Here is a 24,941-nt window from a genome sequence, read left to right as displayed (position 1 = left end):
TCAGGCCCCGACCTGCTTGGAGTCGAGCACCAGGGTCGCGCTGCCCGACTTCCCCTGCAGGTCGTTGCCGGCGTTGAAGTTGAGCCGCGCGATCACGCAGACCGTCTCGGTCGCGGTCGGGGCAAGGGTGCGGTCGGCGTTGGTCAGGGTGGCCGAGGTCGAGGTGAGCGGCGTGGTGTTGCTGTCGGTCGCCGTCGCCGTGCCGCAGGCACCGGCCCGGGTGCCGGCAGCCGCGGTGCCGGTGTTGGTCGCGGCGGAGCCGAAGTACACGGCGTACTGGAGGCCGTTGGCCACGGCCAGCGCACCCGAGCCCGTGCCGGTCACCTTGTAGGTGAACGGGACCGTTCCCTCGTTCTTGACCGGGAAGGAGAACGCGACGCTCTCACCGGGGACCATGGTGTCCATCTTGAACGCCGTCAGCGCGGTGGTGCCACCGTTCTGCTGAGCGAGAGCGCCGTTGACGGAGATGTCGAGGGTGCCGGAGGTGAACGAGCCGGTGCTGGCCGTCGCCGCGTCGGTCCAGAACGCGAAGGTGCCCTTGACGCTCATGCCGGTCGCGAGGACCGCGATGGCGCCGAGCGAGATGATGGCGCGCGTCCGACCGCTGCGACGACGGGGGGCGCGACGGGTCTTCGGGGCGCGGTGGCTGCTCATGGGGAGTGCTCCTGGGAGGGGGCCGTGGGGGGCCAGGTGTCGCGGCTCGTCCGAGCCACGAGAAGAACGGTAGGAACCGGCGATCAAGCCGGCCGCAAGCCGGGGAACGGCCTTGCTCAAGATCGGGTCAAGCCGGCGTCACCCAGCGGTGGTGTCGTCGCGGCGCCGTCGGCGGGCGCCGGTCAGCCACCAGCCGGCGACGACGAGCCCGAGCCCGAGCGGCGGGACCCACGGGGCGACGGCGGACCCGGTGTCGGGGAGGACGCCGCTGCCGGAGGAGGTCGGCTGCTCGACCGCGGCCGACCGGGCATCGCGGACGGTGACCCGGAAGTCGAGGTCGCTGGAGAGGACCATGGTCCCGTTGGGGGCGTCGATGCCCATGGACACGCGCACGTCGACGGGCACGGCCCGGCCGGAGCGGATCGCCTCCTCGTCGACGAGGCGGGAGACGCCGTCGGTGGTGATCGTGGTCCAGGGACCCCCGTCGGCTCGCGCGGCCATTCTGAGGAACCCGGTGTCGACGAGCGCGACCCGCCGGGTGCGCTCGACGTCCATCGAGACCAGGCCCGGGTCGGGGGCGTCGTTGCGCAGGTAGAACCGTGCCCGGCGGACGTCGCCGGGCACCCAACGGACGTCGGGGTCGAAGAGCGGCCGCTGGAGCCGATCGACCCAGTGCCGACCGTCGTGGCTGAGGACGAGCTCGCCGTCGGCGAGAGCCGGGACAGGGACGGCCAGCGGGACGGCGCACCCGAGCGCGGTCGCGACCACCGCTGCGCGGCGCATCAGCGCCTCCGGCGGACCCGGTCGCGCCCGGCGCCGGCGAACATGCGCAGGGCGTAAAGGGCGAGGCCGGCCGCGGCGGCGTACACCAGGAGCTGGCGCTGGTCGCCGTTGAGGACGCCGTTGAGGCGGCCGAGGTGCGGGACGGCGTACCAGAGCTCGCCACGCACCTGCTCGGGGCGGACCCACTTCTCATCGGCGACGTCGTTGGCGTCGCCCTGGGTCTGGAGCTCCAGGTCGCCGTCGAGTGACTGGCGGACCGCGATGACGCGGTGGGTCACGACGGTCGGTTCACCCGAGTTGAGCTGGTAGGTGATGACCGTGCCGACACCGATCTCGGCGGGGTCGACCGGCTTGGCCACCACGAGCGTGCCGGGCGGCAGGCCGGGACGCATGGACCCGGTCAGGATCGCGTACGGCGTCGCGCCCCCGATCCGGGGGACGACGACCGCCGCGGCGAGGACGGCGAGGCTGGCCAGGATGACCAGCCAGGCGACGACCTGCAGGCAGAACCTCACCGGACCGCCACCGGCCGAGGCAGGAGCCTCGGCGCGGTGGCGGCTCGGCGCCACAAGGGTCGACATGACCGTCAGGTGCGGCAGGGAGCCCGGCGGATCAGGGAGCGACCGGGGCGTTCGGGTCGACCTGGGTCAGGCTGACCTTGAGCCCGTCGACCGTCCGCGTGATCTTCTGCATGTCGTTGGCGTTCACCTTCGGGTTCCCCTGCTCGCTGGAGCCGAAGTCGAAGGTGGAGACGATGGTCGCGGTGAGGATCGACCCGTTGTCGGCCGAGGTGATCTCCTTGCCGTTCAGGAGAGCCTTGTCGACCCCACCCTTGCTGAGCTTGTAGCTGGCGGCGTTGACCACTTTGAAGGAGGTGCCCTCCGTGCCCTGGACGGGGATCGTGCCCGGCAGGTCGACTGCCGCGCGCAGGTTGTCACCCGAGCCGGTGACGGTGAAGGTGCAGTTCTTGGTGATCTTGTCGCCGGGGACGAACTTCGTCACCGTGGTGCCAGCCTTGGCGTTGCCGGGGGCGTAGACCCAGTTCGCGTCGCAACCGACGGCGGTGATGTCGAGGTCGCCGGAGGTGAAGCTGCCCCCGTTGACGGTGTCGGCGTCGGTCCAGAAGGCGAGGGACCCGGCGCCCCCCATCAGGAGAGCAGCGGCGGCGGTGGCGGCGAGGGCGCCCTTGGCGGTCTTGTTCATGGTGGTCCTTCGTGGGAGGAGCCGGAACCCCTGTTCCGGCGACAGGACCAATTCAGCCGGACCAAGCGCAAGTGCCGCCCCACGTCAGGACGGCACTTGCGCAAGAGAAGGGAAACCCTCCCGGGCATCACCTCAAGAAAGGCTCTGGCGGAGCGCCGCGAGCCGCGGCAGCGCGGTGTCGTCGTCGTGCGGGACGGGCCGGTCAGGGCCGAGCTGCATCCAGGCCCCGGGCGATCCGGCGGAGACCTGGGGCCACGCGGGATGACCGTCGGCCTCCAGGCTGCCCGAGGTCACGAACCCAGCCCAGTAGTCGGCGACCGCGTCGCTCAGCGCCGCCCCGCCACCGTCGGGGACGAGGTCGAACACGTAGGCCGACTCCGCGCCGTGCCGGGCCTCCGCGGGTCGGGCGAAGACGTAGCGGTACGTCGGGGCGCGGCGAGCGTGCTGGACGGCGAGCTCGACGGCGGGCAGCCCGAAGACCAGGTCGTTGAGCACGTCGGCCTCGTACGCCTGCGCGCCGTACGCCGACACGAGGGCCGCGTGCTCCGGACCGCCGAGCCCGTCGCGCAGCCGGGCGGCGTCGACGCCGAAGCTCGCGAAGGCGTCGTCGCCGAACTCCGAGGCGGTGGTGCCGAGGAGGTAGGGCACAGTGGCCTCGTCGCCGGCGGCGAAGGTCGCCGCGGCCGAGCGGGGCATCACGGCGTCGACGAGCGGTGCGTCGCCGGCGAGGGTGTTGAAGCTGCCGTCCAGCAGGGCGCGACCCGGCAGCGCGTAGAGCTGGGAGCGCGTTCGCCCCGGCAGGAACGCCTCGCCGGTGCGGCGCGCCTGCGCCATCGTCTGGGCGCGGGAGTCGCCGGGTGCGGACTGGGCGATCGCCCGGGCGAAGAGCCCGTCGGCGGCGGGCGTCGCCATCAGGGCGTTGACCGACATCGCGCCCGCCGACCCGCCCGCGACGGTCACGGCGCCGGGGTCGCCGCCGAAGGCGTCGATGTTGTCGCGAACCCACTGCAGGGCCGCCACCTGGTCGAGCAGCCCGAAGTTGCCGGTCTCGCCCGGCAGGGACGGGTGCGCGAAGTAGCCGAGACGGCCCAGGCGGTAGTTCAGGGCCACCAGGACGACGCCGCGGCGCGCGAAGCCGGCGGCCACGTCGGTCGCGGACGACCCGGAGCCGGCGAAGAAGCCACCGCCGTGGATCCACACCATCACGGGCAGTCCCGTGCGGTCGTCGTCGGGCCGCGAGACCTCGAGGTAGAGGCAGTCCTCGGAGGTGCCGGGGCGGGGCACGAGGCTGCGTGCTCCGAAGGTGTAGGGCTCGGGCTGCAGGCAGCCCGGGCCGGGGGTGTCCGCGTTGCGGACCCCCGTCCACGGCTGCGCCGCCGCCGGCGGGCGCCACCGCCGCTCCCCCGTCGGCGGTGCGGCGAACGGGATGCCCCGCCAGGAGCGGGTCGTGCCGTCGTGGACGCCGCGCAGGCGGCCCGCCGTCGTGGTCACGACCTCGTCGTCGGGCGCGAACGTCCCGCTGCCCACCTCCGCGGGCGCGCGGTCGGACCCGGTGGTGAAGATCGTCACGAGCAGCGCCGCGACCGAGGCCACCGCGAGGGCGGCCGCGCCGACGACGGCCGCCGTGCCGACCGTGGCGGCCCGTCGGCGCACGGCGCCGCTACCAGCCGCGCTCGGCGAGCCGGTGCGGCTGGGGGATCTCCTCGACGTTGATGCCGACCATCGCCTCGCCCAGGCCGCGCGAGACCTTGGCGACCATGGCGGGGTCGTCGTGGAAGGTCGTGGCCTTGACGATCGCCTCGGCCCGCTGGGCCGGGTTGCCGGACTTGAAGATGCCGGACCCGACGAAGACGCCGTCGGCTCCGAGCTGCATCATCATCGCCGCGTCGGCCGGGGTGGCGATGCCGCCGGCAGTGAACAGCACGACCGGCAGCGCGCCGGTGCGGGCGACCTCGGCCACCAGGTCGTACGGCGCCTGGAGCTCCTTCGCGGCGACGTACAGCTCGTCGGGCTCGAGCGAGGACAGGCGGCGGATCTCGCCGCGGATGGTGCGCATGTGGGTGACGGCGTTGGACACGTCGCCCGTGCCGGCCTCTCCCTTGGAGCGGATCATCGCCGCGCCTTCGGTCAGGCGCCGCAGGGCCTCGCCGAGGTTGGTCGCCCCGCACACGAAGGGGGCGGTGAACTGCCACTTGTCGATGTGGTGGGCGTAGTCGGCCGGGGTCAGCACCTCGGACTCGTCGATGTAGTCGACCCCGAGGCTCTGCAGCACCTGGGCCTCCCCGAAGTGACCGATGCGGGCCTTGGCCATCACCGGGATCGAGACGGCCTCGATGATGCCGTCGATCATGTCGGGGTCGGACATGCGCGAGACGCCGCCCTGGGCGCGGATGTCGGCGGGCACCCGCTCGAGCGCCATGACCGCCACGGCCCCGGCGTCCTCGGCGATGCGGGCCTGCTCGGGCGTGACGACGTCCATGATGACGCCGCCCTTGAGCATCTCGGCCATGCCCCGCTTGACGCGGGTGGTGCCGGTGCCAGGGGTGCCGCCAGGGGTGGGCTCAGACGTGTCGACCATGCTCCCGATCGTACGGCGCCGGGTCGGCCCCGTCCGCGTCGGGAGCACCCGCGGGGGTGGGGTCGACGCCGGGGGCCACGTCGCGGACGGCGTCACGGGTCGCGTCGCGCTCGACGGCCTGGCGGTGGACCTTGCTGACCCGCACGTAGACGGTGATCGTGCTGGCCACGGCAAGCACCCACAGCGCGACGTAGGTGAGCAGCACCAGGTCGATGATGGCGCCCACGCCGGTCAGCACGAGGACGAGCACGAGCCGGTCGGCCCGCTCGGCCAGGCCGCCCCGGGCGTCGAGGCCGAGGGACTCGGCCTTGGCCCGGGCGTAGGAGGTGACCGATCCCGTGACGAGGCAGTAGAGCGAGAGGCAGAGGTAGAGGTAGCTGTCCCCCGGCCCGGCGAAGTAGAGCGCCAGGCCGACGAAGATCGCGCCGTCCCCGAAGCGGTCGAGGGTCGAGTCCCAGAAGGAGCCGAACGTCGAGGACCGGCCCAGCTCGCGCGCCATCTTGCCGTCGATGAGGTCGCTGAAGACGAAGGCGGTGATGAACAGGACACCGGTCAGCAGCTCGCCCTGGGGGAAGAAGACCAGCGCCCCGGTGCAGACCCCGACGGTGCCGACGAAGGTGACGGTGTCGGGGCTGATGCCGAGGCGGATGAACAGCCGCACGAACGGCAGGAGCACGACGCCCTGCCAGAAGTCCTTGAAGCGGTCCAGCACGCTCGTCTGCAGCACCCGAGGAGGGTACCGGCGGCGCCGGCCGACGGGCTCAGCGCCGGGGCGACGCGAGGCGGGTCGTCGCCGGGCCAGCGGCGCAGGCGAGGGCTTGGGGGTCCTCCAGCACGGGGTTGAAGGCCATCTCGGCCGCCCCGACCAGCGGCGACTCGCCCCCCAGCCGGGAGGCCGTGATGGTCACCTCGCCCCGGGGCGCGAGCAGGGCCGAGCGCTCCACGGCGGCGTTGATGGTGTCGGCCTCGACGTCCCACACCTGGGCGAGCGCGCCGCCGAGGACGATGACGTCGGGGTTGAAGAGGTTGATGACCGCCCGCAGGCCCGCCCCGATCCAGGTGGCGACGTCGGCCAGGGACGCGGCCGCGCGCTCGTCGCCCGCGCGCGCCGCGGCGATGACCTCGGCCACGGCGCTCGGGCCGCCTCCGGGGAGCCGCCCGGCGAGCTGGAGCAACCGGTTCTCGCCGACCTTCATCTCCCAGCACCCGGTGGCACCGCACCGGCACTGCGGCCCGGTGGCGTCGACCTGGAGGTGACCGACCTCGCCGGCGTACCCGGCGGAGCCGCCGAGGGGGACGCCGTCGACGAGGAACCCGCCACCGACGCCGACGGAACCGGCGAGGTAGGCGGCGTGGGTGAACCCGGCCGCGGCGCCCCGCAGGTGCTCGGCGATGACCCCCAGGTTGGCGTCGTTGCCCGCGGTGACGGGTCGACCCAGGCGCTCCCCCAACCGCTCGGTGAACGGCTCGCGCGTCCAGCCCAGGTTGGGGGCGAACTGCACCATCCCGTCCTCGGCCCGGATCGCACCGGGCACCGCCACGCCGACGCCGAAGCACCGGGCGCCGGCGCACGCGGCGAGCAGCTCCTCGACCATCTGGGCCACCGACTCGACCACGTGGTCGACGTCGTGCTCGCCCCGCTGGTGCAACCGGGTACGCCGCTCGAGCACCTCGCCCCCGAGGCCGACGACGGCCGCCGCGATGCGGTCGACGCCGAGGTCGACCGTCGCCACGAGGTTGTCGGCGCGCGGGACGACGAGGTGGGAGGGCCGCCCGGAGCGGCCGGCCTGCACCGCCGTCTCCTCGCTGACCAGCCCGAGCGCCTGCAGCTCGCCGGTCAGTCCGCCGATGGTGCTGCGGTTGAGCCCGAGCTGGCGGGTGAGCTCCGCGCGCGTGGTGGGCCCGTGGCGGTGGACGGTCTGCAGGATCGTGCTCAGGTTGGCCCTGCGCACCTCGTCGGTGCCCACCCCGGTGGGGCGAGCCACGGCGCTAGCCCCTGCCGGTCGCGGCGCTGCGTCGGCGGCTCAGCGCGTCGACGGTGGCGGCGAGCAGCAGGACGGCGCCGGTGACCATCTGGAACGTGCTCGGCGGCTGGTCGAGGATGAGCAGGCCGTTCTGGATCACGGCGATGAGCAGGCCACCGATGATCGCGTCGACCATGCGGCCCTTGCCGCCGAAGAGGCTGGTGCCGCCGATGACCGCGGCGCCGACCGCGAGCAGCAGGGTGTTGGCGCCGCCGGTGTCACCGGTGACGCCGTTGTTGCGGCTGGCGATGGCCAGGCCGGCCACCGCCGCGAGGGCGCCGGTGAGCATGAAGCAGCTGACCTTGACCCAGACGACGTTGATGCCGGCGCGGCGGGCGGCCTCGGCGTTGCCGCCGACGGCGTACACGTGGCGGCCCCAGCGGGTGCGGTTGAGCAGCAGGGTCAGGACCACGAGCAGGCCCACGACGACCAGCACGATGGCGGGCACGCCCTTGAGCGAGCGGAACGCCGGGTTGATGGCGCGCTCCTGGGACAGGTAGGCCACCGCGCCGAGGACGAGCACGGCGAGGACGACGGTCTTCAGGCCCCACAGCAGCAGCGGCTCGGCGGCCAGTCCGAGGCGGCGGCGACGGAGGTTGCCGAACAGGCGCGAGCCCGCGAAGGCCGCGAGGCCCACGACGGCGGCGGCCCAGCCGAGCCAGACCGGGAGGGTCGCGTTGTTGATGTCGATGAGGAAGCCCTCGGGCAGCGAGATCGTCTTGCCGTTGCCGACGATGCGCAGCAGCAGGCCCGCGAGGCCGAGGAAGAAGGCGAGGGTGACCACGAAGGACGGGATGCCCAGGAACGCCACCAGGCTGCCCATGACGAGGCCGATGAGGATGCCGGCCAGCAGGCCCAGGAGCAGCGCCACGGGGACGGGCCAGCCCTGGTTGGTCGCGGCGACGCCGATCACGCCGGCGCAGGTGCCGGCGGTGTAGCCGGCGGCGAGGTCGATCTCGCCGAGGAGCAGGACGAAGACCAGGCCCATCGAGAGGATGACGACCGCGGCCGACTGGTTGATGAGGTTGGCGAAGTTGAGCGAGGTCAGGAAGCTGTCGGGACGCAGGATCGAGAACAGCAGGACCAGGGTGAGCAGGCCGAGGACGGCGGGCAGCGAGCCGATGTCGCCGCCGCGGACCTTGACGAGGTAGTCGTGGACGATCTCGCGGGGACCGACCTGCTTGGTGTCCGCGGCGCCGGTGCGGCCCGGTCCGGTGGGCCCGGTGCCGGGGGTCTGGTGGGTGTCGACGGCGGTCATCGCGCGTCCTCCTCGTAGCGGCCGGCGGTGATGAGCTGGACGACCTGGCCGTGCTTGACCTCGCTGGTCTCGACCTGGGCGACCATGGTGCCGAGGTAGAGGACCGCGATGTCGTCGGCGACCTGGAAGATGTCGTTGAGGTTGTGGGAGATGAGCACGACGCCCAGGCCCTGGTCGGCCAGGCGGCGCACGAGCTTGAGCACCTGCTCGGTCTGCGCCACGCCGAGGGCGGCGGTCGGCTCGTCGAGGATCACGATGCGGGAGTTCCACAGCACCGCCCGGGCGATGGCCACGGTCTGGCGCTGGCCGCCGGAGAGGGAGGCCACCTTGGTGCGCACCGACGACAGGGTGCGCACCGAGAGGCCGTCGAGGGTCTCGCGGGCGCGGCGCTCCATCGTGGTGTCGTCGAGCACCGGCCCGCGGGCCAGCTCGCGACCGAGGAACATGTTGTCGACGACGTCGAGGTTGTCGCACAGCGCGAGGTCCTGGTAGACGACCTCGATGCCCAGGGCGTTGGAGTCCTTGGGGCTGGTGACGCTGACCTCCTTGCCCTCGAAGGTGTAGCTGCCCTCGTCGAAGGTGTGGATCCCGGCGATGCCCTTGATCAGGGTGCTCTTGCCGGCGCCGTTGTCACCGACGAGCGCGGTGACCCGGCCGGGCCGGACGTCGAGGTCGACGCCCTTGAGCACGTGCACGGCGCCGAAGCTCTTCTGGACCCCGCGCAGCGAGAGCAGCGGCGGTGAGGCCTTGCTCGGCGGGTTCTTCTCCAGGGCGGCGGAAGTCATGGGTGGTCCTCCAGCGGACGGGGTCGGGCAGGTCGGGCGGGGCTGCGGGCGTGCGGTCGGGCGCCCGTGGGCGCCGCACGACCGAGGCCGCCGCGGGTGGGGCGGCCCCGGTCGTGGGTGGTGCAGGTCGTGCCGGGGTGCGGTGTACGGCGGCGATCAGCCGCCGACGCCGGCCTCCTCGCACAGCTGGGCGAGGTCGCCGGAGCAGACCTCGGCCGGGTCGGCGCTGCCGTCGTCGAAGACCTGCTGCATGTTCTCGGTGGTCACCGAGACGGGCTCGGCCAGGATCGACTGGACGTCCTCACCGGTCTCGGTGTCGGGGACCGTGCCGGTGACGAGCGCGTCGGCGTCGTCGGTGGAGCCGGTGATCAGGGCGATGGCCACCTTGGCGGCCGTCTCGGCCTCGAGGTTGGTGTTCTTGTAGACCGTCATGCACTGGTCGCCGCGCAGGATGTTCTGCAGGCCCTCGACCGAGGCGTCCTGGCCGGTGACCGGGATCTGGCCGTTGAGGTTCTGCGCACGCAGGCGGGCGATGATGCCGCCGGCCATGGTGTCGTTGGCCGACACGACGCCGTCGATCTTGCCCTGGTTGGCGGTGAGCAGCTGCTCGAACGCGTTGCCCGCGACGGTGGCGTCCCAGTCGCCGGCCTGGTCGCCGACGAGCGTGTAGTCGCCGCTGTCGATCTTGTCGGCCAGGCCCTGCTCGTAGCCCTGCTTGAACAGCGAGGCGTTGTTGTCCGCCGCGAGGCCGTTGATGTAGACGATGTTGGCCTGGGCCTTGTCCTCGGCGTCGAGGCAGGAGATCAGGCCCTCGCCCATGAGCTCGCCGACCCGGACGTTGTCGAACGAGACGTAGTACGATGCGCCGCCGCCGAGGGTCAGGCGGTCGTAGTCGATGCTCGGGATGCCGGCGTCGGCGGCCTTGCTCAGGCAGGCCTTGCCGGAGTCGGAGTCCAGGTTGGTGATCATGATGACGTTGACCTGGTCGTTGATCATGCCGTCGCAGATGCGGCCGAACTGGTCGACGTCGCCCTGGGCGTTCTGGATGTCGGCCTCGATGCCGGCCTCGTCGAAGGCGGCCTGCAGGCTCGGCCGGTCCTGGGTCTCCCACCGAGGCGAGGTGGTCGCGTCGGGCAGGATCACGCCGACCTTGCCGGAGGCCTCGCCACCGCCACCGCCGCCGCTGCCGCCCGAGCCGCTGCCCGAGCCGCCGTCGTCGCCGCAGGCGGCCAGCGTCCCGAACGCCAGCACCCCCACCGCGGCCAGGGCCGCCGTGCGGGCGCCCTTCGTCATTGCCTTGCGGCCCGTCATCTGGCGCATGCGCCCCTCCATCGCTCGGGTGTGACCTGGGTCTGTGACCGCCGTCACGGATATGTTGCGTCGCACAACATAGGGGTCACGAAACCCCCTCCACAAGGGCCTTGAGCAAATCTTTGTTGTTCACCCCAACGAACGGCGGACGCACGGCGCCCTCGCGACGTCGTCCCGTCGTCGAACGACGACGGGACGGTGCCGGGACGGCTCAGACGGCCCAGGCGCCGGCGAGGAGGGCGCGGGTGTCGGTGAGCAGCTCGGGGAGGGTCTTGGTGCGGCCGATCACCGGCATGAAGTTCTGGTCGCCGGGCCAGCGCGGGACGACGTGCTGGTGCAGGTGGGCGGCGATGCCGGCACCGGCGACCTCGCCCTGGTTCATCCCGACGTTGAACCCACCCGCGCCCGAGACCGCGCGCAGGGTGCGCATGGCCTGTCGGGTGAGGTCGGCGACCTCGGCCGCCTCGGCGTCGGTGGTCTCGGTGTAGTCGGCGATGTGGCGGTAGGGGCAGACCATCAGGTGCCCCGGGGCGTAGGGGTAGAGGTTGAGCACCGCGAACGCCAGCTCCCCGCGGCGTACGACGAGGCCGGCGGCGTCGTCGAGGCCCGGGATGCGGCAGAAGGGGCACAGCCCCGACGAGGCGTCGGCGGGCTTGTTCTCGCCCCGGATGTAGGCCATCCGGTGCGGGGTCCAGAGGCGGTCGAGCTCGTCGCCGTCGCCGATCCCGTCCTGGCGCAGCGGCTCGCTCACGTCGCGGGCTCCCCGTCCGGGTCGGGCAGCAGGTCGGCGAGCGGGAGGTCGGGGTCGATCTCGAGACCGAAGCGCCGGGCGTGCCCGCTGAGCAGGTTCCAGATCGACTGCGAGAGCAGCTCGACCAGCACCGACGCGTCCGGGGTGCGGGGCTCGCGGGCGATCCAGCGGCGCACGGTCGCGAACGCCGCCCCGACGAGGCCGTGGGCCAGGGGGTCGACCAGGGCGCGCTCGTCGTCGTCGAGCTCGGGCCCGAGCATCTCGATCGCTGCCTCGATGATGCCGCCGACCGCGCCGGCGATGCGGTGGGCGCCGCTCTCGACCGGACCGGTCATCTCCTGCACGGCGAAGTCGTGGGCCGCCGGGTGGGCGACGACCCAGTCGACGTAGGAGGTGATGATGCGGCGGATGATCTCGTTGACCGTGCCGTCGAGGCTGACCTCGGGGATCAGGACCCGCGTCAGGTCGTCGAGGATGTGCCCGCGGATGGCGCGGTCGAGGTCGGCACGGTCGTCGAAGTGCCGGTAGACGACCGTGCGGTTGAGCCCGGCCTGCTGGGCGATCTGCTGGACGTGGAACTCCTCGCCCGTCGCCGACTCGCCGATGACGGCCAGGGCGGCGTCGAGGATCTGGGCACGGCGCTCCTGGTTGTGCCTGTCCCAGCGCGCCTGCCGGCCGTCCTGCGCCATCCCGCCCCGTCCGCCAGTCGCTTCCGTCAGCCGCCGGTGCGGCCACTCCGGCTGGCGGGGGCGCCGGTCACGACCGGGCGAGCCTCCCGACCAGCTCCTTGACCGAAGGGTAGCGGCGCTCCGGGGCGGCGGGGACGGCGAGGGCGAGGCGATGCATCTCCTCGACGTCGACGACCTTGCTCCGGGGTCGGCCGCGGGCGGCCCCGCGGCGACGCTCCTCGGCGTCGAGCGCGCGCCACCCGGCCAGGTCGACCGGTCGGGCGCCTCGCTCGCGGAGCAGCGCGTCGAGGGCGGCCGTCGGTCGGGGCGCCCGCGGCAGGCCCGCGTCGAGGTCGTCGAGGAGGGACGCGACCGTCTCCTCGGCGCAGGTCTTGTTGGTGCCGATGAAGCCAGTCGGACCCCGCTTGACCCACCCCGCGACGTACAGGCCGGGGCGCACGCGGCCGCCGGCGTGGGGCACGGTGCCGGTGGCCTCGTCGAAGGGCAGGTCGGCGACGGGCCGGCCGCGGTAGCCGATGGCGCGCAGCAGCAACCCGGTCTCGAGCACCTCGCGCACGCCGTCGCGCTCCACCTCGACGCCGCTCACGCCGGTCGTGGCGTCACCGAGGACCCGCACGGGTCGGGTGTGGAAGCGCAGGACCACGCGGCGCAGGCCCGGGCGCGGCGTACGGGCGGCGAGCTCGGCCAGCAGCTCGGCCTTGCGACCGCCCGGTGCCCCGCCGCCGGGCAGGGCCGCTCCCCCGGTGTCGACGACGACGTCGAGCTCGCCGGCCTCGACGAGCCCGGCCAGGCCGACCAGCTCGGGCAGCGTGAACGCCGCGTCGGCCGGACCGCGCCGGCCGAGCACGACGACCTCGCGGACCGGGCTGCGGTCGAGCGCGGACCACGGGACCGCGGCCAGGTCGGTGCGGGCCAGGGCCGCCGGGTCGCGGGTGAGGATGCGGGCCACGTCGAGGGCGACGTTGCCGTTGCCGACCACGACCGCCCGGCCCGAGGCGGCGCACGCCTGGAGGGGCACGGCGAGGTCGACCCGGTCGGGGTGGCCGTTGTACCAGGCGACGACCTCGGTCGCCGAGAGCGATCCGGGCAGGTCCTCGCCCTCGATGCCGAGCGTCCTGTCGGCGCTGGCGCCGACGGCGTACACGACGGCGTCGTAGTGCTGCTCGAGGTCGGCGAGCGAGAGGTCGCGACCGACCTCGACGCCGAGCCGGTAGCGGAAGCCGGGCTGCTCCTCCACGGCCCGGAAGAGCTGCTCGACCTTCTTGGTGTGCGGGTGGTCGGGCGCGACCCCCGCCCGCACCAGCCCGTACGGCGTGGGCAGCCGGTCGAGCACGTCGACGGTGACCTCGGGGTGCTTGAGCAGCTCGTCGGCGGTGTAGAGGCCCGCCGGTCCGGCACCCACGACGACCACCCGCCGCGGACCGCGGTCGGCGAGCCGCCGCTGCGGGGGCACGACGGCCAGCGGCCGCCGGTCGGCGTGCGGGAAGCAGGCGTAGTAGTCGGCGTTGATCCCGACGAACGGCTGCTCCTCGGGCGTCAGCGCGGTCTCGGGCTTGATGGCCTCGACCGGGCACGCCGTCGCGCAGGCCCCGCACCCGACGCAGGCGGCCGCGTCGACGTACAGCATCTCGGCGGTGGCGAAGCCGGGCTCGCCGGGCGCGGGGTGGATGCAGTTGACCGGGCAGGCGACGACGCACGAGGCGTCGGCGCAGCACGACTGCGTGACGACGTAGGCCATGACGGGTCCGTGGCTCAGGCGGCAGCGGAGGCGGGCTGGCTGCGGAAGCGCGAGCTGCGCCCGGCGATGCCCAGGGCGCGCCACACGCGACGGGAGACGGGGTTCATCATCCCGGTGTCCTCGGCGAGCATCCGCACGTCACCGAAGAGGTCGCGCAGGAACTTCTGGGCCTCCTCGCCGCTCCAGTAGAGCTCCTTCATCACCGAGTCCGGGATGCCCATGTCCTGCTGGGCCTTCTTGCTCGGGACGATGATCTCGTTGCACAGCCACTTCATGACCACGGGCACCACGATCGACAGCACGGCACGCTCGGCGCGGGAGAGCCGCGGGGCCTTGTGCTCGAGGTACTGGTGGGCGAAGCCGATGTGGCGGGCCTCCTCGGCGACGTGGATCTGCATGATCCGCTCGAGGAGCGGGTGCATCTCGCGACCGGCGCGCAGCACCGACTTCTGCACGTGGTCGATCGGCTCCTCGCCGGCGAGGACGCCGTAGAAGAAGCCGAACGGCGCGATCCGGGCGGCCAGCGGGAGGAACGGGCTGATGCCGCGGAAGAACACCGACCCGCCCCGGACGTCCTGGCCGGAGCGGTTGACGAACTCCTGGAACATCTGGGTGTGGTGGCACTCCTCGGTCGCCTCGTGCGTGGAGTAGCGGAACTCCGGGGAGCCGTTGGGCAGGCCGAAGGCGTAGTTCATCAGGCCGGCGATCAGCACCTGCTCGAACTGCAGGCCGACCTTGGTGATGTTGGCCTGGCGGTAGAGGCCGATGCGGATCTGCTCGTCCTTCGGGAGCCCGCGGTACCACGCGTGCCGCCCGAGCACGTCGGTGGCGGGGAGGACCCAGCGCTCGTCGGTCGGGTCGATCGCGAAGTCGGGGTGGTCCCAGTCGATGTCGAGGAAGGCGTCGAAGTGCTGGTCGACGGAGGCCTCGCTGAGCGTGCGCAGGCGCTCCTCGTAGGTCTGGAACGGCGCCTCGTGCCGCTCGGCGGCGGTCTCGGTGGGCTCGAGCGTGCTGGTCATGGGGTCACCTCGCGTCGTCGGGAGCGAACTCCGTCGACGTTAGTGCGACACGTGTTGCGTGTAAAGAGTTACCGCGACACTACGTCTCGGTAACTTGTGCGGACCTCGTCAGGGCGTCGTCACAACACCCGTTCGCCGTACATCTCGCCCAGCGGGTCGGCGATCAGCTCGATCCGCGCCCCGTCCGGGTCGCGGAAGTAGACCGACACCCCGCTGTGCACGACGTGCTCGACGCCGGCGGCCTCGAGCTTGCCGACCAGCCGGTCCCAGTGGGCCGGGTCGACCGAGATCGCGCAGTGGTGCAGGCCGCCCAGCACCTCGGCGTACGGGCCGACGTCGAGCCCGGGGAAGTCGAAGAACGCGAGCAGGTTGCCGTGGCCGATGTCGAAGAAGAAGTGCGAGGACCCCGGGTAGTCCCGGTTGTCGATGAGCTCGGTGAGCGGGAACTCCAGGAGGTCCTGGTAGAAGCGGACGGTCCGCTCGACGTCGCTGCTGATGAGCGCGGTGTGGTGCAGGCCGCGGGCCGACGACGCCGGCCGCTCCCCCGCGGGTCGCAGGTGCGCCTCGCGGATGCGGGCGCGCTCGGCCTCCACGGCCTCCAGGTCGATCGGCGCGTCGGTGTCGGGCTGGGTCATCTCGTCGTCTCCTCGGTCTCGGGTGGTCAGGACGCGATCGCGGCGTGCATCTCCCACACCAGGACCTCGGCGGCCTCGGTCGCGGTGACGCGTTGGCCGCCGGTGGCGGTGAAGCGGACCGCGTCGCCCGTGGCGAGCTCGCCCGCGCCCTCGAGGACCACCGCACCGCGGGGGACGAACAGGTGCAGGAACGGCGCGTCCGGCAGCTCGACGGACTGGCCGGGCTGGAGCCGGGCGGCGTGGAGCGCGGCGTACCGGTTGCGGATGCGGATGGCCGAGGCGCCGTCGTGCTCGGGCATGCCGGAGGCGACCGGGACGAGCGCGCCGCTCATCAGCTCGGCGTCGACCTCCAGCTGCTCGTAGCCCGGGTCGATGCCGCGCTCGTCGGGCACGACCCACATCTGCACGAAGTGGACCGGGTCGCGGTGGGCGTCGCCCTGCAGCCGCCAGGAGTCGTTCTTCTCCGAGTGCAGGATGCCGCGGCCGGCGCTCATCCGCTGGGCCAGGCCGGGGTAGATGACGCCGTTGTGGCCGGTGGAGTCCTGGTGGACCAGGGAGCCCTGGAGGACCCAGGTGACGATCTCCATGTCGCGGTGCGGGTGAGTGTCGAAGCCGGTGCCGGGGTCGACGACGTCGTCGTTGTTGACCAGCAGCAGCCCGTGGTGGGTGTTGCGCGGGTCGTGGTGGTGGCCGAAGGAGAACGAGTGCTTGCTGTCGAGCCAGTCGATGCGGGTCTTGTACCGGTCCTCGGCGCGGCGGACATCGATCATGGGCTCGAGCTTCATGGTCGTCATGCTGCTCGCAACTTAGGTGACGTGTCAACTATTCCGTAGGATGGCCTGCGTGACCGACGACGAGCCCTGGCTCTCCCCCGACCAGCAGCGCGCCTGGAGGCACTGGGTCGCACTCGGGACGGCCCTGCCCACCGCCCTCAACCGGCAGCTGCAGGAGGACTCCGGCCTGTCGTTGAGCGACTACGACGTGCTCGTGGCCCTCACCGAGGCCCCCGACGGGCGGCTCCGGGTCGGCGACCTGGCGTCGTCGCTGGGCTGGGAGCGCAGCCGGTGCTCCCACCACGTACGCCGGATGGCCGGCCGCGGCCTGCTCGACAAGACCGACCACGCCGACGACGGCCGCGGCGCCTGGGTGGTCGTCACCGACGCCGGCTGCGCGGCCATCGACCGCGCCGCCCCGGGGCACGCCCGGCTCGTGCGCGACCTGGTCTTCGCCGACCTCTCCCCCGCCGAGGTCGACGTGCTCCAGCGCGCGCTCGGCGCCGTCGTACGACGGCTGGGGTGAGGGGCCCTCAGGCGTCGGCGAGGCGCGGCGGGAAGCCGCCGGTGGCGACGGGTCCCCACCGGGTCGGGGTGATGCGGAGCAGGGACTTGCCCTGGTCGCGCATGGCCCGGCGGTACTCGTCCCAGTCGGGGTGCTCGCCCGCGATGCTGCGGAAGTAGTCGACCAGCGGCTCGACCGAGTCGGGCGGGTCGATGACCTCGCAGGTGCCGTCGACCTGCACCCAGGCACTGTCGAACTCGTCGCCGAGCACCAGCACCGACACCTCGGGGTGGCGCCGAGCGTTGGCGGTCTTGGCGCGCTCGGGGTAGGTCGAGACGACCAGGCGGCCCTCGTCGTCGACGCCGCCGGTGACCGGGCTGACCTGCGGGCTGCCGTCCTGGCGCCGCGTCACCAGCACGAAGTGGTGACGGGGCCGGACGAAGTCGAGCAGCTCGTCGAGCGAGACGCGGTCGGCGGTGGCGATCTTGCGCGGCATGCCGACCACCCTAGGAAGGGCGGCCGGCCCGCCGCTCACCCCTCGGTCGGGGCGGGGTCCTGCGGGGCGCCGGTGCGCCAGGAGTAGCGCACGCGGTCGCGGTCCTCCTCGGCGCCGCGGCTGGCGAAGGTCGCCCGGGCGCCGGCGTTCTTGTCCCCGGTGCCGGTGACGACCCAGACGCCCTCGCACAGCGTGTCGTGGGCCAGGCTCTCGAGCGAGTCGAGCATCGCGTGGGCGATGCCGCTGCCGCGGTGGTCGTCGTCGACGCGCATGTCGTAGATGAACATCTCGGTGCCGCGGTCGGGGTAGGTCAGCTCGATCACCGTGATCATGCCGACCGGGGTGCCGTCGAGCCAGGCGAGCACGAGGTGGTGGCCACCGTCGCCGAGGAACCGGCGTACGGCGTCGGGGCGCAGGTCGTACTCGAACAGGTGCGCCGCGGCCTCGACGTCCTCGGGCGTGACGGCCAGCCGGATGTGCACCTCGCCGTCGTCGGTCGGGGCGCTGGTGGCCTGCATCGCCGGGGTGGCCTCGGTGGTCTCGGTGCTCATCGTGTCCTTCGGGTGGTTGGGGCGGATCAGACCTGGTCGCGGGAGGCGACGGCCGTGGCGACGCGGGCGATGGCCTCGTCGACCGGGACGCCGTTGTCCTGGCGCCCGTCGCGGTAGCGGAAGGAGACCGCGCCCGCCTCGATGTCGTCGTTGCCGGCGATCAGCATGAACGGCACCTTCTGCAGCTGGGCGTTGCGGATCTTCTTCTGCATCCGGTCGTCGGAGTCGTCGACCTCGACGCGCAGGCCCTGGGTGCGCATCCGGCGGGCCACGTCGTGCAGGTAGTCGGAGGCGAAGTCGGCCACCGGGATCGCCTGCACCTGCACGGGGGCCAGCCACGGGGGGAACGCGCCGGCGTAGTGCTCGACGAGCACCCCGAGGAACCGCTCGATCGAGCCGAACTTGGCCGAGTGGATCATCACCGGCTGCTTCCGACTGCCGTCGGAGGCCTGGTAGGTCAGGTCGAAGCCCTGCGGCTGGTTGAAGTCGTACTGGATGGTCGACATCTGCCAGGTGCGGCCGATGGCGTCCTTGGCCTGCACCGAGACCTTGGGACCGTAGAACGCCGCGCCGCCCGGGTCGGGCACCAGCTCGAGGCCGGACTCCTCGCAGGCCACCCGCAGCACCTCGGTCGCGGTGTCCCACTGCTCCTGGGAGCCGACGAACTTGTCGGGCTTGGAGTCGTCGCGGGTCGACAGCTCGAGGTAGAAGTCGTCGAGGCCGAAGTCGCGCAGCAGGCCGAGGACGAAGTCGAGCAGGTGCTTGATCTCGCCGGGCGCCTGCTCCTCGGTGACGTAGGAGTGGGAGTCGTCCTGGGCGAAGCCGCGGACCCGGGTCAGGCCGTGGATGACGCCGGACTTCTCGTAGCGGTAGACGTGCCCGAACTCGAAGAGCCGCAGCGGCAGCTCGCGGTAGGACCGACCGCGCGAGCGGTAGATCAGGTTGTGCATCGGGCAGTTCATGGCCTTGAGGTAGTAGTTCGCGCCCTCGAACTCCATGGGCGGGAACATGCCGTCGGCGTAGTAGGGCAGGTGGCCCGAGAGGTGGAAGGTGTGCTCCTTGGAGATGTGGGGCGTGCCGACGTACTCGAAGCCCTCCTCGATGTGGCGCCGGCGGACGTAGTCCTCCATCTCCCGCTTGATGACGCCACCGCGCGGGTGGAAGACCGGCAGGCCCGAGCCGATCTCGTCGGGGAAGCTGAACAGGTCGAGGTCGCGGCCGAGCTTGCGGTGGTCGCGCTTCTCGGCCTCCGCGATGCGGTCGAGGTGGGCCTCGAGGGCCTCCTTGGACTCCCACGCGGTGCCGTAGATGCGCTGGAGCTGCTTGTTCTTCTCGTCGCCGCGCCAGTACGCCGCCGCGCTGCGCATGAGCTTGAAGGCCGGGATGCGCTTGGTGGTGGGCAGGTGGGGCCCGCGGCACAGGTCGGACCACACGGTCTCCTTCGACCGCGGGTTGACGTTGTCGTAGATCGTCAGCTCGCCGGCCCCGACCTCGACGCTCGCGCCCTCGGCGGCGTCCTCGACGCCCGCGCCGCCCTTGAGGCCGATCAGCTCGACCTTGTAGGGCTCGTCCTGGAGCTCGTCGAGCGCGTCGGCATCGGTGGTGACGCGGCGCTCGAAGCGCTGGCCCTCCTTGATGATCTTGCGCATCCGGGTCTCGATCTTCTCGAGGTCCTCGGGCACGAAGGGGGTCGGCACGTCGAAGTCGTAGTAGAAGCCGTCGGTGATCGGCGGCCCGATGCCGAGCTTGGCCTCGGGGAACAGCTGCTGCACGGCCTGGGCCATCACGTGCGCGGTCGAGTGGCGCAGGATGTCGTGGCCGTCGGGGCTCGCGATGGCCACCGACTCGACCTCGTCGCCGTCGGCGAGCTCGTGGGAGAGGTCCTTGAGCTGGCCGCCCACCCGCGCCGCGATGACGTCGGCGTCGTCGGCGAACAGCTCCCACGCCCTGGTGCCCGTCGTGGTGGTCCGCTCCTCACGCTCACCGGCGTGGATGCGGACGACCTGGATGTCGGGCACGGGGGTTCCTCTCGAGAGCTCGTCGCCGGCGGTCGGCGGACCTCGCGATGCTATCGGCGGACCCGGGGCCGCCGCCGCCCGGTTGTCCGGCCGGTCGCGTGGCCCGGTGGCTGCGGTGCGAGCGGAACGAGCCTTGAAGCCCCCGGGCCGCTCACCTCAGTCCATGTCGCGGTAGCGCTGGGCCTGCGCGAGCAGCCGGTCGAGGTGCTCCGGCGTGGCCGGTCGCGGGTTGCTGAAGTCGCCGTCGGGGGCGTAGGCGCCGGCGTACGCCGCGGTGTCGCGCTGGTAGCGCCAGCCCTCGGCGAGCGGGCCGACGTCGTGGGCGTCGTACCCCAGGGAGTCGAGGAACGCGGCGGCGGTCTGCTTGGCCTCGGCGTCGTCGCCGGCGATGAGGAGGGCGCTGCGGTCGGGCGCGCCGCTCGGGCGGGCGAGGGTGCGCAGGTGCTCGAAGTAGATGTTGTTGAAGCCCTTGACGACCTCGGAGGTCGGCAGGTGGGCCTGCAGCAGCTCGGACGTGGTCGTGGACTCGTCGTCGAGCTCGGCGATGTGGCCGTCGCGCTCGGGGTAGTAGTTGTTGGTGTCGATGACGACCTTGCCGGCCAGCGGCTCGACGGGGACGTCGCGGTAGGCCTTGAGGGGCACGGTGACGACCACGATGTCGCCGGCCGCGGCCGCCTCGGCGGACGTCGCGGCGCGGGCCTGCGGCCCTAGCTCGGCCACCAGGTCGGACAGCGTCTCGGGGCCGCGGCTGTTGGACAGGACGACGTCGTGGCCGGCGTCGACGGCGAGGCGCGCGACGGTGCTGCCGATGTTGCCGGCGCCGATGAGTCCCAGGGTGATGTTCTCGGTCATGCCAGGCACATCGCCGTCCGGCGCTGAGTTGTTCCCCGGCGGTGGCGCCTCAGGTGGGCTTGACCGGGTCCGGGAGCCGGTCGGCGCCACGCTGCCAGGGCAGGGTGCCGTAGCTGTTGCGGTAGACCTTGCCGGGCTTGGGATGGGTGAAGCAAAGTGCCGTCCAGGTGTCGTCCACGCGCACGTTGGTGCTCTCGACCATCGCATGGTCGTAGCCGACCTCGATGACGACGGGCAGGCCGAGGTCGGAGCCGAGGGCACGCCCGCGCGGCCACGAGACCCAGAGACGACCGCGCGGGGCGACGTACGGGACGAGGGGCGGGAACCCCGCCTCGAGCTCCGCGCGGGTGCACACGAAGAGGTGCACGTGGTCGAGCTCGGCGCCAGTCAGGTCCATCACGAGCCGGTGGGGCGGGAGACCGAGCGTCTCGACGACACCGGGCGGAGCCCCGACGACGTGGACCCGGCAGCCCGGAGCGACGCGCATCTTGTCGGCGACGGTGCGTGGGGAGGTGGTCATAGATCCACCGTGCCTCCCGCTGCGGTCAGCGAATGACCTCTTGGCGGCGAAGGCTGTGCAAGGACGGGTGGGCGATACTGGGTTCGAACCAGTGACCTCTTCGGTGTGAACGAAGCGCGCTACCACTGCGCCAATCGCCCGCGTTGCGCCGCAGACAGTAGCGCACCCCGACCGCGACCTCCCACCCGGTCACTGTTTGGTAACGGTCGGCCACGATTTCCGCCGTTCGAGCAACGGAATCGGCCCCGGCTGCGTCCATAGAGGTGAGAGCGCACCACCGTGCGCCATCGCCCCCTGCTCTCGGACATTGGACTACCCCCCATGAGCCAGCCGCTCGCCCCCGCCGTCACCGCCGACATCGCCCTGCACTGCGACGACGAGCACGGGCGCCCGATGGCCTTTATCGCGACGTTCTGCTACGACGTCGCCGACCCGTACGCCGTCCAGGTGACCTTCCACGTGCCGGCCGGCGACATCCCGTGGGTGGTGTCCCGGTCCCTGCTGGTCCGTGGGCTCGGCGAGCCGTGCGGTGACGGTGACATCCGGCTGCGGCCCGGCCTCGACGAGGACGGCCGCGCGGTCGTGCGGATGGACTTCCACTCCCCCGAGGGTCGGCTCCAGGTCGAGGTGCGCACGGGCGAGCTGCTCGGCTTCCTCGGTCGCACCTGGATCGCCGTCCGTCCCGGCGAGGAGAGCGTCGACATCGACGACTTCCTCACCGGGCTGCTGGCCTGAGCCTGGCTGGCGGCCTCAGCGGCCGAGCAGCTCCGGTTCCCGGCGGCGCCAGGCCTCGGCCGCCGCGCGGGTGACCGGCCCGACCTCGAGGGTCCGCGCGCCCCACCGCACCACCGGCTGCACGTCGCGCGTCGTCGAGACCAGGAAGACCTCGTCGGCCCCCTCCGCGACCTCGATGGGCTCGTCGACCTCGCGGCCGCCGTACCATTCGAGCAGCAGGGCGCGGGTGACGCCGGCCAGGCAGCCCGAGGCGAGCGTCGGGGTGCGCAGCTCACCGCCGACGACGTAGAAGACGTTGGAGCCGGTCCCCTCGCACAGGTGGCCGGCCAGGTTGGCGAAGACGGCCTCGCTCGCGCCCTGGCGCTGGGCCTCGGCGAGCGCGACCACGTTCTCGGCGTACGACGTGGTCTTCAGGCCCGCGAGGGCGCCGTGCTCGTTGCGGCGCCACGGCACGGTGACGACGGCCGTCGCGGCGCCCTGGGGCTGCATGGGGGCAGCGACGACGACCACGGTCATCGGGTGGTCGCCCCGGCCCGAGCCGAGCGGTGCCGGGCCGCCGGTGAGCGTGATGCGGATGCGGCCGAGTGGCAGGTCCTGACCGTCGAGGGTCGCGGCGACTCCGGCCTCGACGAGCTCGCGGTCGACCTCCCCGAGGCCGAGTCCGGCGGCGGACCGCTGCAGGCGGTCGAGGTGGAGGCCCAGCGCGAAGGGCCGCCCGTCGACCACCTTCACGGCCTCGAAGACGCCGTCGCCGACGGTCAGGCCATGGTCGACGACGCTCACCGCCGGGCCGGTCGGATCCGCCAGCAGCTGCCCGTCGACCCATGCGCGCATGGCCGCCAACCTAGCCAGGACGGGCCGCCGACACGGCGGACCGGGTACCGGTTTTGGCAGGCCCGACGGTGTGGGCTACTGTTCACACGCACTCAGGGGAAACCCGGAGCCGCAAGCGGACGTAGCTCAGTTGGTAGAGCGCAACCTTGCCAAGGTTGAGGTCGCGAGTTCGAGCCTCGTCGTCCGCTCTGAGAGGTCAAGTGTCACGGCCCGACCTCCAGCCAGTAGCACGGTGGGTTGGCCGAGAGGCGAGGCAACGGACTGCAAATCCGTGTACACGGGTTCAAATCCCGTACCCACCTCGGATGCGACAACTCAACATCTCCACCACGGGCGATTGGCGCAGCGGTAGCGCGCTTCCTTGACACGGAAGAGGTCACTGGTTCAAACCCAGTATCGCCCACCAGCGTCACCGGCCAGAGGCTCCCCAGCGGGGAGCCTCTGCTGGTTTTCGGACCTCCCGGCTCAGTAGACGACGCCGAGACGGGCGGTGGCGCAGCCGTAGCAGGTGTCTCGGGCGAACCTCGCGTCCGGCGCGAGCATCTGGCCGCAGTACCGACACCACCTGAACCCGCGCCGCCGACGACGCAACAGCGGCGCGACGGCGTCGCGCACCTCCTCGTCGGTCTGGTCACCGGTGACCAGGCGCCGGTCCAGCACCTCGTAGTGGCTGAGGTGGGTGGTCCAGCGGGCGCGCGGGGTCCCGATCTCAAGGCCGTCGAGGACGGGCTCGGCGGCCAGCTGGGCGGGCTCGCCCCAGAGGTAGGTGCCGAGCGGGCCCTCGCCCGGCACGGCCCGCCAGACGTCGCCGAGGAGCTCGATGAAGCGGTCGAGGTCCATCCCGGCCGCCGCGGCCAGGACCTCGGCCGGCGTCTCCGGCCGGGCCGGCTCGTGGGCGACCCGCACGTCGGCCACACGTACGTCACTCACCGGGCCGTCCCACGGCCGCCCGGACGGCGACTCCAGCAGCTCGCCCGTCGTGCGCGGCGTGGTCAGCAGCCGCTCGACCAGGTCGCGCCACTCGGCCACCCGCCCGCGGACCCGCGCCGGCCCGAGGGTGATCTCGACGTGGTCACCCTCGCGCCGGTGCGGCAGGCCGTGCAGCGGTACGCCGTCCGGGCCGGCGCACAGCAGCTCCAGCTCGTGCACCGGGAGCGTGCCGATCCATCCGGGCCCGTCGACCCGGACGACCGCCCAGGCCGAGCGATCGGCGTACTCGCCGCGGAAGGACTCGAGCACGACGACGGGGGTGGGCCGTGTGCTCACGTCTCCCCCACGGGTCCGCGCGTGCTGCTTCGCCGGCAGCAGTGGTCGATGTCCTCCATGACGCCGACCGTGCCAGGAACCCCCGACGCAACCGCCGGCGCGGGCCGACTCGGTCGGGGCGGGCGCCGTCGAGGTCCCGGTCGAGCAGGAGCCGTCTAGCCGGCCTCGGCAGCGAGCGGACCCGTCGATGCCGTCGACGCGGCCGAGAGGGTCAGGCGGAGGCTTGTGCGGGGTGGTGGCGCCGGAGCACGACGACGGCCGCGCGGACCGTGACGACGACGGCCAGCACGGTGATCGCGATGGTCGCGCTCGTCTTGACCAGCACGAAGTCGGCGGTGTCGAGGGTCTCGAGGAGCCAGAAGCCGACGCCCGCCTTGAGCAGGCCGACGCCGGCCCACATCAGCGTGAGCCGCTGGAACAACCGCGCCACCTTGGGGCACCTCTTGAGGTCGGCGGTCATCGGGTAGAAGTCGGCGGCCACCCGCGCCACGAGCGGGCGCGCGGTCGCCAGCGAGCCCAGGAACATCAGCGCCACGATGCTGTCGGTGACGATGGGCTCGAGGAAGTAGACGTAGGTGTTGCCGGTGGAGAGCGTGAACACCGTCCGCACGGTGAGGATCGCCGCCGCGATCACCAGCAGGCCGGAGGTCTGGCGGCCCGTGGCCCGGCGCCAGGCCATGGCGGCGTACGACCACGCGAGCGCGCTCAGGACAGCCGGGGCGACGCCGGCGAGCTGCAGCACGACGTAGAGCAGCAGGGCCGGGACGACGCAGGCGACGGTCAGGTTGGCGGCCAGGCGGCGCAGGACCTGGCCCAGCATCGAGTCGGTGGCGGCGCGGGGGGCGGGCGCCACCGGGGCGGGCACAGCAAGGGCGGACATGAGGCTCCGAGACGGGCGTCGGGGGCTGGTGTGCGTGACGATGTCACCACCCGGAGCATCGGTCCGGCGAATCCCCGACTTGT

26 protein-coding genes, 4 tRNA genes and 1 pseudogene are annotated in these 24,941 nt (G+C 72.5%); 5 read left to right on the top strand and 26 right to left on the bottom strand.

Going from position 1 to position 24,941, the window contains the following annotated elements; all coding sequences use genetic code 11:
• From FJQ57_RS07665 to FJQ57_RS07585, 17 genes and pseudogenes are all read right to left on the bottom strand, one after another.
• On the bottom strand, positions 1-654 hold the full coding sequence (locus FJQ57_RS07665) for a TasA family protein (protein WP_139978657.1): 654 nt from the start codon (positions 652-654) through the stop codon (positions 1-3).
• A 138-nt stretch (positions 655-792) separates the two neighbouring features.
• A complete protein-coding gene (locus tag FJQ57_RS07660; RefSeq protein WP_139978656.1) occupies positions 793-1,437 on the bottom strand; it encodes an LPXTG cell wall anchor domain-containing protein in 645 nt (214 codons plus the stop codon).
• Entirely contained in the window at positions 1,437-2,018 is a 582-nt protein-coding gene (locus FJQ57_RS07655) for a signal peptidase I (protein WP_139978654.1), read from the bottom strand. Before FJQ57_RS07655 ends, FJQ57_RS07660 begins: the two co-directional genes overlap by 1 nt.
• Positions 2,019-2,049: 31 nt before the next feature.
• Positions 2,050-2,640, bottom strand: a complete 591-nt coding sequence (locus FJQ57_RS07650) for an alternate-type signal peptide domain-containing protein (RefSeq protein WP_139978652.1) — start codon at positions 2,638-2,640, stop codon at positions 2,050-2,052.
• 132 nt (positions 2,641-2,772) lie between these two features.
• Positions 2,773-4,293, bottom strand: a complete 1,521-nt coding sequence (locus FJQ57_RS07645) for a carboxylesterase/lipase family protein (protein ID WP_139978650.1) — start codon at positions 4,291-4,293, stop codon at positions 2,773-2,775.
• Between the two features lie 7 nt (positions 4,294-4,300).
• A complete protein-coding gene (gene pdxS, locus FJQ57_RS07640; RefSeq protein WP_139978648.1) occupies positions 4,301-5,218 on the bottom strand; it encodes a pyridoxal 5'-phosphate synthase lyase subunit PdxS in 918 nt (305 codons plus the stop codon).
• 109 nt (positions 5,219-5,327) lie between these two features.
• Positions 5,328-5,930: pseudogene (gene pgsA / locus FJQ57_RS07635) on the bottom strand (phosphatidylinositol phosphate synthase); the annotation flags it as partial.
• Positions 5,931-5,979: 49 nt separating this feature from the next.
• Positions 5,980-7,203 (bottom strand): ROK family transcriptional regulator, encoded by a 1,224-nt coding sequence (locus tag FJQ57_RS07630; protein ID WP_139978646.1) that lies wholly within the window; start codon positions 7,201-7,203, stop codon positions 5,980-5,982.
• A gap of 4 nt (positions 7,204-7,207) precedes the next feature.
• Positions 7,208-8,500: a sugar ABC transporter permease gene (locus tag FJQ57_RS07625; RefSeq protein ID WP_139978644.1), complete on the bottom strand. Its 1,293-nt coding sequence runs from the start codon at positions 8,498-8,500 to the stop codon at positions 7,208-7,210.
• Positions 8,497-9,285 (bottom strand): ATP-binding cassette domain-containing protein, encoded by a 789-nt coding sequence (locus FJQ57_RS07620; protein ID WP_139978642.1) that lies wholly within the window; start codon positions 9,283-9,285, stop codon positions 8,497-8,499. Before FJQ57_RS07620 ends, FJQ57_RS07625 begins: the two co-directional genes overlap by 4 nt.
• Positions 9,286-9,441: 156 nt before the next feature.
• On the bottom strand, positions 9,442-10,605 hold the full coding sequence (locus FJQ57_RS07615) for a sugar ABC transporter substrate-binding protein (protein WP_281284237.1): 1,164 nt from the start codon (positions 10,603-10,605) through the stop codon (positions 9,442-9,444).
• A gap of 202 nt (positions 10,606-10,807) precedes the next feature.
• Complete coding sequence (locus tag FJQ57_RS07610; RefSeq protein WP_246081644.1) at positions 10,808-11,347, bottom strand: HIT family protein; 540 nt, start codon at positions 11,345-11,347, stop codon at positions 10,808-10,810.
• The gene (locus tag FJQ57_RS07605) at positions 11,344-12,036 is read right to left on the bottom strand and encodes a TetR/AcrR family transcriptional regulator (protein ID WP_139978641.1); all 693 of its coding nucleotides are present in this window, start codon (positions 12,034-12,036) and stop codon (positions 11,344-11,346) included. Before FJQ57_RS07605 ends, FJQ57_RS07610 begins: the two co-directional genes overlap by 4 nt.
• Before the next feature lie 67 nt (positions 12,037-12,103).
• On the bottom strand, positions 12,104-13,774 hold the full coding sequence (locus FJQ57_RS07600; protein WP_139978639.1) for an FAD-dependent oxidoreductase: 1,671 nt from the start codon (positions 13,772-13,774) through the stop codon (positions 12,104-12,106).
• A 14-nt stretch (positions 13,775-13,788) separates the two neighbouring features.
• Positions 13,789-14,793: an AurF N-oxygenase family protein gene (locus FJQ57_RS07595; RefSeq protein ID WP_139978637.1), complete on the bottom strand. Its 1,005-nt coding sequence runs from the start codon at positions 14,791-14,793 to the stop codon at positions 13,789-13,791.
• A gap of 119 nt (positions 14,794-14,912) precedes the next feature.
• On the bottom strand, positions 14,913-15,428 hold the full coding sequence (locus FJQ57_RS07590; protein WP_139978635.1) for a VOC family protein: 516 nt from the start codon (positions 15,426-15,428) through the stop codon (positions 14,913-14,915).
• 26 nt (positions 15,429-15,454) lie between these two features.
• Positions 15,455-16,213, bottom strand: coding sequence for a pirin family protein (locus tag FJQ57_RS07585; protein ID WP_211348765.1), 759 nt, complete (start codon positions 16,211-16,213; stop codon positions 15,455-15,457).
• Positions 16,214-16,271: 58 nt separating this feature from the next.
• Between FJQ57_RS07585 and FJQ57_RS07580 the strand changes: the two genes are divergently transcribed.
• Positions 16,272-16,727 carry a MarR family winged helix-turn-helix transcriptional regulator gene (locus FJQ57_RS07580; protein WP_211348764.1) on the top strand — a complete coding sequence of 152 codons (456 nt, stop codon included), beginning with the start codon at positions 16,272-16,274 and terminating at the stop codon, positions 16,725-16,727.
• 7 nt (positions 16,728-16,734) lie between these two features.
• On the opposite strand, the gene FJQ57_RS07575 is transcribed toward FJQ57_RS07580, so the two are convergent.
• The 6 genes from FJQ57_RS07575 to FJQ57_RS07550 all read right to left on the bottom strand — a co-directional run bounded on the left by FJQ57_RS07575 (position 16,735) and on the right by FJQ57_RS07550 (position 21,283).
• On the bottom strand, positions 16,735-17,202 hold the full coding sequence (locus tag FJQ57_RS07575; protein WP_139978630.1) for a PPOX class F420-dependent oxidoreductase: 468 nt from the start codon (positions 17,200-17,202) through the stop codon (positions 16,735-16,737).
• A gap of 35 nt (positions 17,203-17,237) precedes the next feature.
• Positions 17,238-17,753, bottom strand: coding sequence for a GNAT family N-acetyltransferase (locus FJQ57_RS07570; RefSeq protein WP_139978628.1), 516 nt, complete (start codon positions 17,751-17,753; stop codon positions 17,238-17,240).
• 26 nt (positions 17,754-17,779) lie between these two features.
• Positions 17,780-19,771, bottom strand: coding sequence for a threonine--tRNA ligase (thrS, locus tag FJQ57_RS07565; protein ID WP_139978626.1), 1,992 nt, complete (start codon positions 19,769-19,771; stop codon positions 17,780-17,782).
• Between the two features lie 156 nt (positions 19,772-19,927).
• Positions 19,928-20,623: an NADPH-dependent F420 reductase gene (locus FJQ57_RS07560; protein WP_139978624.1), complete on the bottom strand. Its 696-nt coding sequence runs from the start codon at positions 20,621-20,623 to the stop codon at positions 19,928-19,930.
• A gap of 49 nt (positions 20,624-20,672) precedes the next feature.
• A complete protein-coding gene (locus FJQ57_RS07555; protein ID WP_211348763.1) occupies positions 20,673-21,143 on the bottom strand; it encodes a hypothetical protein in 471 nt (156 codons plus the stop codon).
• 68 nt (positions 21,144-21,211) lie between these two features.
• Positions 21,212-21,283: transfer RNA gene (locus FJQ57_RS07550), tRNA-Val, on the bottom strand.
• 181 nt (positions 21,284-21,464) lie between these two features.
• On the opposite strand from FJQ57_RS07550, the gene FJQ57_RS07545 reads away from it, so the two are divergent.
• Positions 21,465-21,878, top strand: coding sequence for an SsgA family sporulation/cell division regulator (locus FJQ57_RS07545; protein WP_139978622.1), 414 nt, complete (start codon positions 21,465-21,467; stop codon positions 21,876-21,878).
• A 15-nt stretch (positions 21,879-21,893) separates the two neighbouring features.
• Here the strand turns inward: FJQ57_RS07545 and FJQ57_RS07540 are convergent, their stop codons facing one another.
• The gene (locus FJQ57_RS07540) at positions 21,894-22,712 is read right to left on the bottom strand and encodes an aminotransferase class IV (protein ID WP_139978620.1); all 819 of its coding nucleotides are present in this window, start codon (positions 22,710-22,712) and stop codon (positions 21,894-21,896) included.
• A gap of 115 nt (positions 22,713-22,827) precedes the next feature.
• On the opposite strand from FJQ57_RS07540, the gene FJQ57_RS07535 reads away from it, so the two are divergent.
• The 3 genes from FJQ57_RS07535 (at position 22,828) to FJQ57_RS07525 (ending at position 23,118) form a co-directional block, all read left to right on the top strand.
• Positions 22,828-22,900: transfer RNA gene (locus FJQ57_RS07535), tRNA-Gly, on the top strand.
• A gap of 43 nt (positions 22,901-22,943) precedes the next feature.
• A tRNA-Cys gene (locus FJQ57_RS07530) sits at positions 22,944-23,014 on the top strand.
• Between the two features lie 29 nt (positions 23,015-23,043).
• A tRNA-Val gene (locus FJQ57_RS07525) sits at positions 23,044-23,118 on the top strand.
• 59 nt (positions 23,119-23,177) lie between these two features.
• Here the strand turns inward: FJQ57_RS07525 and FJQ57_RS07520 are convergent.
• Together FJQ57_RS07520 and FJQ57_RS07515 are read right to left on the bottom strand one after the other, a co-directional pair.
• Entirely contained in the window at positions 23,178-23,978 is an 801-nt protein-coding gene (locus FJQ57_RS07520) for a hypothetical protein (protein ID WP_139978618.1), read from the bottom strand.
• 211 nt (positions 23,979-24,189) lie between these two features.
• A complete protein-coding gene (locus tag FJQ57_RS07515; protein WP_139978616.1) occupies positions 24,190-24,858 on the bottom strand; it encodes a VC0807 family protein in 669 nt (222 codons plus the stop codon).
• Positions 24,859-24,941 lie beyond the last annotated feature (83 nt).

It is taken from the genome of Nocardioides litoris (assembly GCF_006346315.1).
In the GTDB taxonomy this organism is placed as follows: domain Bacteria; phylum Actinomycetota; class Actinomycetes; order Propionibacteriales; family Nocardioidaceae; genus Nocardioides; species Nocardioides litoris.
This window is presented reverse-complemented; position numbering and strand designations above follow the sequence as displayed.